Genomic DNA, 3,779 nt, shown 5'->3' with positions numbered 1-3,779 from the left:
GAGGTGGCCCGGAGGGCCGGAGGGGGATTTACCGCCTACTTGGCCGCCCCCTTCGCCGCATAGTCCTGAACCTGCCGCACCACGCGCAGCACGTTGCCGCCCCAGATCGCCGCCACGTCGGCGTCGGTGTAGCCGGCGGCCTTCAGCCGGGCGGTGACCTTGGGCAGGTCGGCGACGTCCTCGAAGCCGACCACGCCGCCGCCGCCGTCCCAGTCGGCGCCGATGCCGACATGCTCGGGTCCGACCACCTTGAGGGTGTGGGTCAGGCTGGCCATGAAGTCCTCGAAGGTGGCGCGGACCGGGGGGAATTGGGCGTCCACCGCGACGCGTTTCTTCATGTAGGCGGTCACCTCGGCCTGGGTCGCGGTCTCGGCTAGCGGGCCCAGCGCCTTCAGCGCCGCCAGGCGCTCGGGGCTGGTGGGGGTGTTCTTCAGATAGACCGAGTTGATGCAGATCACCCCGCCCGCATCGGCGATCTTCTTCAGTCGGCCGTCATCCAGATTGCGCGGATGGTCGTAGACCGCCTTGGCGCCGGAGTGCGAAGCGATGATCGGGACCTTCGACAACTGCACGGCCTGGTCGACCACGTCGTCGGAGGCGTGGCTGACGTCGATCAGGATCCCCAGCCGGTTGGCCTCGGCCAGCCAGCGCAGGCCCAGCGGCGAGAAGCCATGCCAGATCGGCTTGTCGGTCGAGCTGTCGGCGAACTGGTTGTTGCGGAAGTGCACCGGCCCGGCCATGCGCACGCCGGTGGCGTAGAAGGTCTGCATCAGGGTGAGGTCCTCACCCATGGGCCAGCTGTTCTCGATGCTCTGGAAGACGAACTTCTTGCCGGCCTTGTTGATCCGCTCGGCGTCGTCGGCGGTGTAGGCCAGCTCGAACCTGTCGCCGTGGGCCGCGACCATCTCGCGAATTTCGGCGGCGCGCTCCAGGGCGAAGTCGCGGGCCCCGCGATAGCCCTCGGCGGTCAGGGCGCCCTGGGCGGTGTAGATCACGAAGAACCCGCCATCCAGGCCGCCGGCGTCCATGCGCGGCAGGTCGACCTGGGTGCCGTCGAGCTTGACCTCGTGACGCTCGACCATGCTCCAGCCCGGGCGCGCGAAGTGCTCGGGGGTGTCCAGGTGGGTGTCGAGGGTCAGGACCTTTTCGTGCAGGGCGCGGTCGGCTTTGGACACCGGAGCGTCAGCCGCCCAACTGGCGAGCGGGGCGGCGCCGGCGGCGAGCAGGGCGGCGGAGCCGAGGAGAACGGTCAGTAGGCGGGACATCTGGGCTCCGACGTGGCGTGTGCATGGCCACGCTCGGGGATCGGGGAGGCGCGGTCAAGGTGTTCCGCCCCCCGTGGGGGAGGTGATCGCGAAGCGGTCGGCGGAGGGAGTTCTGTGAGCAGCCTTGTCCCCGTGGAGTCAGATTTCCCCCTCCGTCGGGCATCCCATTAAGGGCGGGGCCAAGGAGCCGCCACGAAGGGCTCGGCGCTGTCGTAAATTCGTGAAGCTTTTGCGTTACGAAGCCAGCTTCGCGGCGCGCTGTGGGGCCGATGCCGATGCCGATGTCGGGTTCAATCTGTCGCAACGGCACGCAGGCGATCGCTTTCGCGGTCTTGTTGGGGGCGGCGCTGATCTCCGACCTCATGCTGCCCAGCCCGGCCGTGGCGGCGTCATCCGTTTACGCCTTTCCCGCCTTGCCGCTATCCGAGGCCTTGGCGCGGTTGGCTGAGCGGTCGGGTTTTCACGTCAACTACGATGAGGGGCTGGCCCATGGTCAGACCTCGCGGCCGGTCAGCGCGTCGACGGTGCAGGAGGCGCTGGATCAGATGTTGCTGGGCTCGGGGCTGGCTCCGCGCTTCACGCGACGCGACGCCTTCACCCTGGTGCGCCGTTCGCCGGACTCCTGGCCCAACGTGCGGCTGGACGATCTGGTGGTGACCGCGCCGATCATCGGCGAGGCCAAATCGAGCGACTATGCGTGGTACGGCTCGATGCTGTTGCAGGAATGCTTCCGCAAGCTGCGTGGCCAGAACGCATTGAAGGGCCGCAAGTACGAGCTGCAGCTCTATGTCTGGCTGAATCCCGACGGCGCCGTCACCCGCATCGAGGCCGTTGGTCCCGAAGAGGAGGCCGAGACGCGCAGGGTGATCGAGGAGGCCCTGGGCGAACTGCGGATGGCCAGCCTGCCGCCCAGCGCCATGCCCCAGCCGATCAAGATGCGCATCAGCGCGATGTGATGGCCATTTTGGACGCTTCTGAATTCTGGGTCTTGGAGCCGAGCGGAGGGAGACGGCGCCGGGCGTCGCTGGACCGACGGCGTCGCGGGCTGTTGGCGCTCATGGTGGCTCTGGCCGTCCATGGCGCGATGCTGATGATGTTCATCGGGCGGCGGCCCGGCCTGGTCCCGCGCACCTGGACCATGGAGATGGTGCTGGTCGACGCCGACGGGGCGCCGGCCAGCGCGCGTCAGGGCCGGCTGCAAACGGCCGGATCCGGAGATCGCGACGCGGAGGGCGACCAGGCGCTGGACGGCGCGGATTCCACGCTCTCGGGCGATGCGGCGGTGTCGCCGTCGGGCGGAAGAGCCGCCCCCGCGCGGGAGGCGTCGATCGCCAAGACGCTGTCGACGCAGGCGGGCGAAGCCGCGCAGAGCCAGGAGGGCGAGGGCGACATCTCCGCCGACGGCGCCTCACGCGCGGCGAGCGAGAACACCTATCAACGCCTGCTGCAAAAACATATCCGGCCCTATCGGCTGTACCCCTCCGAAGCGGTGTCGCGACGCGCCGAAGGCATCGTGATCGTGCGCTTCCGGGTCGGTCGCGACGGCGACGTCCAGGAGGCCTGGGTGGTCGGTCGGTCGCGAGATCCGGCGCTGGATCGGGCCGCCTTGGAGACCCTGTGGCGCGCCGAGCCCCTGCCGGGCGTGCCCGCCGAACTGCCCGCGCCCGTCGAGGTCGAGCTGCCCATGCCGTTCAGGTTGCCCGGCCGATGAACCGGGAAGCGCTGATGGGCTGGTTCATGAAGCTGTATCCGGAGCTGCGCACGCGGCTGCGGGGGCGGCTGCGGTCGCAGGACCTGGCGGACGAGGCGCTGAACGAAACTTGGCTGCGCTTGGCCAAGGGCGGCGAATTGGGCGCCATCAAGGACGCCAAGGCCTATCTGTCGCGCATGGCGATGAACATCGCCATTGACCGCAAGCGGGCCGGCGCGCGTCTGGCCTCGGCGGTCGATATCGACGCCTTGCTGGCTTTGCCCGACACCGAACCGGGACCGGAGCAGACCGCCGCCGCGCGCCTGGAGTTGCGGGCGCTGGAAAAGGCGGTCGCCGGGCTGTCGGCGCGCCGGCGCGCGATCCTGATCGCGGCCCGGTTGGAAGGACGATCGTGCGGCGATATTGCTCGTGCCATGAGTCTGTCGAAGCGGACCGTCGAGATGGAACTGAGGCACGCCCTGGACCACTGCGCCGATCATCTGGCCTCGCTGGAGAGGATAGATTTCGTAAATCCGGGCGCTGCTCGTCTAGATAAGAGAATGGTCGCGAGCATTGATGATGGACGTTAGACGCGACATCCCAGGGGAAGAGCCGGGTGCCGACCTGGATGCGCAGGCGCGCGCCTGGATTCTGCGTTTGAAATCGGGGCAAGCGACGGAACTGGATTTGCGTCGACTGGCCCGGTGGCGCGCCGCGTCGCCCAAGGCCGAGCCCGCTTTCGAGCGGGCCCGTCGCCTGTGGTCTGATCTTGGACCCGTCCTGCAGGCGAGCGCCGACGCGCGGGTCATGCCGCTGCGCCGCGC

5 protein-coding genes are annotated in these 3,779 nt (G+C 68.8%); 4 read left to right on the top strand and 1 reads right to left on the bottom strand.

Annotated features, from left to right (window positions below; genetic code table 11):
- Positions 1-35 precede the first annotated feature (35 nt).
- On the bottom strand, positions 36-1,265 hold the full coding sequence (locus WAL33_RS09535; protein ID WP_422180764.1) for a dipeptidase: 1,230 nt from the start codon (positions 1,263-1,265) through the stop codon (positions 36-38).
- A 281-nt stretch (positions 1,266-1,546) separates the two neighbouring features.
- Here WAL33_RS09535 and WAL33_RS09530 point away from each other — a divergent pair, with 281 nt between their 5' ends.
- The 4 genes from WAL33_RS09530 to WAL33_RS09515 form a co-directional block, all read left to right on the top strand.
- The gene (locus tag WAL33_RS09530; protein ID WP_422180762.1) at positions 1,547-2,221 is read left to right on the top strand and encodes an STN domain-containing protein; all 675 of its coding nucleotides are present in this window, start codon (positions 1,547-1,549) and stop codon (positions 2,219-2,221) included.
- Between the two features lie 101 nt (positions 2,222-2,322).
- The gene (locus WAL33_RS09525; protein ID WP_422180760.1) at positions 2,323-2,976 is read left to right on the top strand and encodes an energy transducer TonB; all 654 of its coding nucleotides are present in this window, start codon (positions 2,323-2,325) and stop codon (positions 2,974-2,976) included.
- Positions 2,973-3,545 carry an RNA polymerase sigma factor gene (locus WAL33_RS09520; protein ID WP_422180758.1) on the top strand — a complete coding sequence of 191 codons (573 nt, stop codon included), beginning with the start codon at positions 2,973-2,975 and terminating at the stop codon, positions 3,543-3,545. The genes WAL33_RS09525 and WAL33_RS09520 overlap by 4 nt, the downstream gene beginning before the upstream one ends.
- Positions 3,535-3,779, top strand: a 245-nt coding sequence (locus WAL33_RS09515; protein WP_422180756.1) for a FecR/PupR family sigma factor regulator, incomplete at its 3' end; no start/stop codon positions are given. The genes WAL33_RS09520 and WAL33_RS09515, both read left to right, overlap by 11 nt.

The organism is Caulobacter sp. (assembly GCF_049283275.1).
GTDB lineage: Bacteria > Pseudomonadota > Alphaproteobacteria > Caulobacterales > Caulobacteraceae > Caulobacter.
The sequence above is the reverse complement of the archived record's forward strand: the minus strand, read 5'-3'. Positions and strand labels throughout refer to the sequence as shown.

What these genes read in the sequence shown, in the direction of transcription:
- WAL33_RS09535 (WP_422180764.1), bottom strand. Translation starts at nt 1,265, where the DNA reads ATGTCCCGCCTACTGACCGTTCTCCTCGGCTCCGCCGCCCTGCTCGCC.
- WAL33_RS09530 (WP_422180762.1), top strand. Translation starts at nt 1,547, where the DNA reads ATGTCGGGTTCAATCTGTCGCAACGGCACGCAGGCGATCGCTTTCGCG.
- WAL33_RS09525 (WP_422180760.1), top strand. Translation starts at nt 2,323, where the DNA reads ATGGTGGCTCTGGCCGTCCATGGCGCGATGCTGATGATGTTCATCGGG.
- WAL33_RS09520 (WP_422180758.1), top strand. Translation starts at nt 2,973, where the DNA reads ATGAACCGGGAAGCGCTGATGGGCTGGTTCATGAAGCTGTATCCGGAG.